The sequence below is a fragment of the Microcystis sp. LE19-195.1E genome (genome assembly GCF_027532095.1).
GTDB lineage: Bacteria > Cyanobacteriota > Cyanobacteriia > Cyanobacteriales > Microcystaceae > Microcystis > Microcystis aeruginosa.
In genome coordinates this window covers 1-5,870 of the sequence record NZ_JAPZSZ010000262.1, presented here as the reverse complement: position 1 = coordinate 5,870, position 5,870 = coordinate 1, and the positions used below count along the sequence as shown (strand labels likewise).

At 43.1% G+C, this 5,870-nt stretch carries 4 protein-coding genes; all 4 read right to left on the bottom strand.

The window, feature by feature from the left end; all coding sequences use genetic code 11:
• Positions 1–66: 66 nt before the first annotated feature.
• The 4 genes from O9300_RS14755 to ribD all read right to left on the bottom strand — a co-directional run bounded on the left by O9300_RS14755 (position 67) and on the right by ribD (position 5,714).
• Entirely contained in the window at positions 67–468 is a 402-nt protein-coding gene (locus O9300_RS14755; RefSeq protein ID WP_002801753.1) for a 4a-hydroxytetrahydrobiopterin dehydratase, read from the bottom strand.
• Positions 469–528: 60 nt separating this feature from the next.
• Positions 529–2,031: a DEAD/DEAH box helicase gene (locus O9300_RS14750; RefSeq protein ID WP_287972416.1), complete on the bottom strand. Its 1,503-nt coding sequence runs from the start codon at positions 2,029–2,031 to the stop codon at positions 529–531.
• Between the two features lie 352 nt (positions 2,032–2,383).
• Entirely contained in the window at positions 2,384–4,357 is a 1,974-nt protein-coding gene (gene htpG, locus O9300_RS14745; RefSeq protein ID WP_287972419.1) for a molecular chaperone HtpG, read from the bottom strand.
• 259 nt (positions 4,358–4,616) lie between these two features.
• Entirely contained in the window at positions 4,617–5,714 is a 1,098-nt protein-coding gene (ribD, locus tag O9300_RS14740; RefSeq protein WP_287972415.1) for a bifunctional diaminohydroxyphosphoribosylaminopyrimidine deaminase/5-amino-6-(5-phosphoribosylamino)uracil reductase RibD, read from the bottom strand.
• Between the last annotated feature and the right edge of the window lie 156 nt (positions 5,715–5,870).

The following is a 5,870-nucleotide window of genomic DNA, read 5'->3' as shown; positions in this document are numbered from 1 at the left end:
TCGGATAGATTCTGTACTTAAACGCTTTTAACATCTTGTTTACCAGACTATATTTACCATGGTAAACTATTTAGCTAGAAATGTCAAGCCGTCCTCCGCTACGCTAAAGGACGGGGTTTTAGACCCAAATTTTCGATAAATATCATCGGTACGGGCAGCCATGATGAAATCATTTTGATGTAATCCGCCCACGTCATGGGTCCACCAAGAAACGGTAACTTTACCCCATTCTGTCAATAAAGCGGGGTGATGGCCTTCTTTTTCCGCTGCTTCTCCCACGGCATTAGTAAAGGCGATTGCCCCTTGAAAATTGGCAAATTTATAGAGTTTTTGCAGACGGGGAATCCCCTCGTATTCTAAGAGATTCCAATCGGGAATTTTAGCCTGTAAAGCGGTAATTTCCTCGGCAGTGATAGGAGAAGAACCCGATTGATAAGGTTGACATTTTTGTTGGGCAAGTTCGGTCATAGGGGTATCAATCCAGATTTTTTACCTCTATTATAGATGAAAATCCCCCAGAGAAATTTTTTATTCTTCCTCTGACTCCGGAGAACTTACCCAAGGGGTAGAAGATTCGGCAGCTTTCGGGAAAGAAAAAGATTTTTTCGGAGGAGAAGGCAATAATTCCAATTGTCGATTACCGGTTTTATAGCTAGTTTTATTTTTCTGCTCTCCCCGTCGTCGTTGGGAGGTTTTTTCCTCCGTGGTATTTTCGGCTATCACTTCATACAAAATCGCCCGTTTATCCTCTTGTTGGCCTTTTCTTAACACCCGTCCTAAACGCTGAATATATTCCCTAGTGGAACCGGTTCCCGATAAAATAATCGCGATGCCTGCTTCCGGCACATCAACCCCTTCATTAAGAACATGGGAAGTCACCAGAATTTTGTATTCTCCCTGACGAAAACGGGTCAGGATTTCATGGCGTTCTTTCACGGGAGTTTGATGGGTTATGGCAGGTATTAAAAAGCTCTCGGAAATGCGGTAAACTGTGGCATTATCGTTGGTAAAAATTAAAATTCGTTCCGGATGGTGTTCACAGATTAACTCGGCTAAAACCCGCAATTTTCCCTGGGTTCCAGAGGATATTTCCTTCGACTCCCGGTGCGCTAACATGGCCCGGCGCCCTTCGCTACTTCTGGCACTAATCATGACAAAATTTTGCCAACCATCTAAACCAGACAAACTGAGATTATTTCTTCTTAAAAAATCATTGCGAATTTTAATTGCTTCTTGATATTTTTCCTGTTCTTTGGCAGATAGTTTCACTTTAATTTGAATTATTTCATGATCCGCTAGGGCTTTTCCTGACAAGTCTTGGGGACTTTTTTGATAAACAATTGCACCAATAAGATAATCTAAATCTTGATGACTACCATCACCGCGATCCGGTGTTGCTGTTAAGCCTAAACGATAGGGTGCGATCGAATCTTCCGCTATTTTCCGAAAGAAATCCGATGGTAAATGATGACATTCATCAAAAATCAAAAAAGCGTAACGATTGCCAAGAGTTTCTGAATAAATTGCCGCACTTTGATAGGTGGCGATTAAAATAGCACTATTATCCTTAGAACCTCCCCCTAATAATCCCACCTCGGCATCGGGAAAAGCCGCCAACATCTGGGCATACCATTGGTGCATTAAATCAATAGTCGGCACGATAATTAAGGTACTGCGGGGAGTCGATTGTAGAGCTAATTGAGCAAGATAGGTTTTGCCGGCAGCGGTGGGAAGGACGATAACACCCCTTCTCTGGGATTTTTTCCAAGCGATTAACGCTTCCGTTTGGTGGGGGTAGGGTTCCCGTTCAAAACTGGCAATTAATTCTAAATTGTTGAAAGCTTTTGCTTCATCTTGGAAGTTAATGCCCTCCTCCTGTAGGGTTTCCACGAGAGGACGATAATGAATGGCCAAAATGCGAAATCTTTCAATACGATCATCCCAAGTGGCAAAATCTAGCCATTTTTTCCCTTTTGGTGGTGGATGGAGAATTAAGGTTCCTCGCTCATATTTGAGGGTGGGTAAGCGCATTTTTCAGTTATCAGTTATCAGTAAACAGTTATCAGTAAACAGAACGTAGGTTGGGTTGAAGCATGAAACCCAACGCCCGCTCATGTTAAGCTACCGCTAACCCATCCTACAAATAATTGTGCCTCCCTACTTATCAGTAAACAGTAAACAGTAAACAGTAAACAGTATAAGTGAACTGAAAACTTACATCTGATAACTGATAACTGATAACTGATAACTGATAACTGATAACTGATTCAAGGCTGACGGCGGCAAGATAGCTTATTGCTAGATCATATTGATCAGGTTAAAAAAATAGAGTGTGAATTAACACACTCTCAGCATATCGAAACAGCCAAAGTTTTGCAATAGATTAAATCTTTTCGGTTAGCTTAGTCAGAACGCGATTGGAACGTTCCACAAAAGCTTGCATTCCCTCGGCATCAAATCCTTTTTGAGCGATTAAAGCTAAATCATAAACGTGCTGACAGAGCATTTTCGCTAATTGCGCCGATGGAGATTCGCCGCTACCAGTAACAATACTTCCCTGACTAATCTGGACAATCTGTTGAATTAGGGGATGATTAGTATTAATCATCAGAATATGTTCTTCGGGGAAAGCAATGGCTTTTTGTTGCATCATTGCCGTCATTTCCTGTAAGCGTCGCATCGCTTCTGGAAGTAAGACAATTGCCGGGGGAGTAGCTTGGGGATCATCGGATTTCAAGGCTTCAGTTTTGATATTGATGCGAGAATTTTCGAGGGCTTTGGCGAAAATTTCTTTGATCAATTCAGACCGGGTTTTATTACTGGCGGGATCGATAATTTCACTAGCTTGATCCTGTTCGAGCAGCGTCGAGTCTAATTCAGAATCAACCCGGGTGAATTTCACATCGGAGTATTCTCTTTCTAGGAAAGGAATAAAGTAATTAGTATCGATGAAAGAATCAAAGAAAAGGATTTCTAAACCTTGATTTTTGTAGAGTTCAACGTAGGTGGATTGGCTACGAGGATCGGTACAGTAAAAAACTCGATTTTCGTGGCGTTCTTTATGGCGTTCTAGGTAGGCTTTGAGAGTAGTATAACCTTCCTGTTCGATCGCTTCTAGGGGAGTTTTCGCCGTTGCTTCTTGCCCTGCGTCACCTTCGGCGGTTTGCACTGCCACTTGTACCGGGGTTTCTGGGGGTTTGTAGGTAGTCCGATAGATTAAAATATCTTCTACCTGCTGTTTAAATTTATCCTCTTTCAAGGAACCAAATTTAATAAAGGTTCCCACATCTCCCCAACAACGAATATATTCTTTTGCGTCTTCGTTATAGAGAGATTTGAGGCGATCAGCAATTTTTTTGGCAATAAAATCGGCAATGCGGCGAACGGTGCGATCTTTGGTTAAAGCACTTCTAGACACATTTAAAGGAATATCTGGACTATCGATAACTCCTCGCAAGGGCATCAGGAAATCGGGAATAATTTCCTCGCAATGATCGCTAACAAAAACCTGATTACAGAATAACTTTAATTGTCCTTTTGAGACATCCACATCCGGTCTGAGTTTGGGAAAATAAAGAATGCCATTGAGCAAGAAAGGATAATCGGTATTCAGATGTACCCAGAGTAAAGGTTCTTCTTGGAAAGGATAGAGATAACGATAGAATTCTAGGTAGTCTTCTTTAGTCAGATTTTGAGGAGATTCTTTCCATAAAGCCCGTTGTTGATTAATCACTTCCCCATCAATTTTAATGGGAACGAGCATAAAATCTGAGTAGGTTTTGACTAACTGGCGAATGCGGGCAGGTTCTAAATATTCCCCTTCCTCATCCATTAAAGTTAGGGTAATAGTCGTGCCGATTTGGCTGCGGGAAGAATCGGTTAATTCAAACTCTGGAGAACCATCACAAGACCAATGGACAGGGGTAGCACCTTCTTGATAGGAAAGAGTATCAATCTCTACCTTTTTAGCCACCATAAAAGCCGAATAGAAACCTAGGCCAAAATGACCGATTAAATCGTTGGCTGATTTTTGGTATTTATTGATAAATTCTTCCGCACTGGAAAAGGCAACTTGGTTAATATATTTCTTGATTTCTTCCCCCGTCATCCCGATGCCATTATCGGTAATTGATAGGGTACGATTTTCTTTATCGATGGCGAGATTAATTTCTGGTTCGGGGACTTCTCCTCTTGCTTCTCCTGCTAAAGAAGCCATTTTTAATTTCGAGATAGCATCAACACTATTGGATATCAATTCCCGCAGAAAAATTTCATGGTCAGTGTAGAGAGATTTTTTGATAATAGGGAAGATATTCTCGGTATGAATCGTGATATTACCTTTTTCGAGTACCGTCATACGTTCAATCACTAAGGGCTTGACTATTCTAACTTTTTTATTTTGCTCGATAATGGCACCATTGATCACAGAGCGATTGCCCAACTTCTTCTAGGGGGATAACCGTACCGATAAAGGCATTTAACGGCAGCGGGGCGATTTCTAGAACTCGCTCGCAAAAATCAGGGGTAAGTGCCAGATTATCGGGGTTATCGATGACTTTGTGACTTTTGCAAGCGGTTGGTTGAGATTTGCTGATTGAGGGGGAGTTGCAGTAGCTCTACTGGTCACTTTGCAGATATCCCTCAATCAAAATATCGGGATTGAGATAATTAACCGTGACATTTTCTAGCTGTAAAGCTTCGCTCATTAACTGGAAACCTAAATCACCCACGGCAGTAGGTGCATTAATTCCCCCGATGATTTTGGGCGCGATAAAAGCGATAATTTTTTGTACCATGCCCTCAGCGATTGCGGCTGCACTTAAACCGCCGCCGCACTCCCACAAAACCTGACAAAATCCCCTCTGATAAAGATTTTCCATCACTAAAGTGGGTGTCACCTCGGTGAGTTCGATCACTTCCACGCCTTTTGTTAATAATTGTTGCTTAAGCTTGACATTAGAATTAATTTGTGTATAGACAAGGGTGGGAAATTGACTGGTATCCCAAAGATGGGCCGAGGGTGGTAAATCGAGCGATCGAGTCATGACCACGCGCAGGGGATTATGATCGGAGAGGCCGTGAGTGGTGAGGTGGGGATTATCTTGACGGACAGTGCTACCGCCGACGATAATCGCATCACAGGCCGATCGCAATTGATGGACTATTTGGCGAGAAGCGGGGCTAGTAATCCAAGTGCTATGACCGCTAGTAGCGGCAATTTTGCCATCGAGAGTCATGGCATATTTGAGGATACCGAAGGGTTTTTTAGCGGTGACGCGATGGATAAAACCCTGATTGAGTTGAAGACATTCGGACTCCTCCACTCCCACCAGCGTCTCGATGCCTGCCGATTCTAGTCTTTGAATGCCTTTCCCCGCCACTAGGGGATTAGGATCGATCATCCCCACCACCACTTTTTTAATGCCTGCTCGCATAATTGCCTCGCTACAGGGGGGAGTACGTCCATAGTGGTTACAGGGTTCAAGATTGACGTATAAAGTGGCACCACGAGCTTTTTCTGCTGCCTGTCTCAGGGCGAAAACTTCTGCATGGGGTTGTCCGGCCCCTGGGTGAAAACCTTCGCCGATAATTGTACCCTCTCGAACGATCACAGCACCCACCAAAGGATTAGGAGAAGTCCGCCCCAAGGCTTGCCTAGCAAGGGTTAGACATCTTTGCATCATTGTGCGATCGAATTCCGTTGCCCGATTCATGGTTTATTTCTCCAATTGACATCCTCGCCGCCCTAAAAGTGCGGCGATTCCTAAACCTCACGATTTAAGTTTCTGCTTCAACCACCGTTGCATACCACGGTTAAAAAACCATGTACTGTCTTACACAAAGTCCACAGACTTTCGCTCCATTTCAGA

Coding starts and splice junctions, on each gene's coding strand:
- htpG (WP_287972419.1), bottom strand. CDS start 4,357: ATGACGGTACTCGAAAAAGGTAATATCACGATTCATACCGAGAATATC.
- O9300_RS14755 (WP_002801753.1), bottom strand. CDS start 468: ATGACCGAACTTGCCCAACAAAAATGTCAACCTTATCAATCGGGTTCT.
- O9300_RS14750 (WP_287972416.1), bottom strand. CDS start 2,031: ATGCGCTTACCCACCCTCAAATATGAGCGAGGAACCTTAATTCTCCAT.
- ribD (WP_287972415.1), bottom strand. CDS start 5,714: ATGAATCGGGCAACGGAATTCGATCGCACAATGATGCAAAGATGTCTA.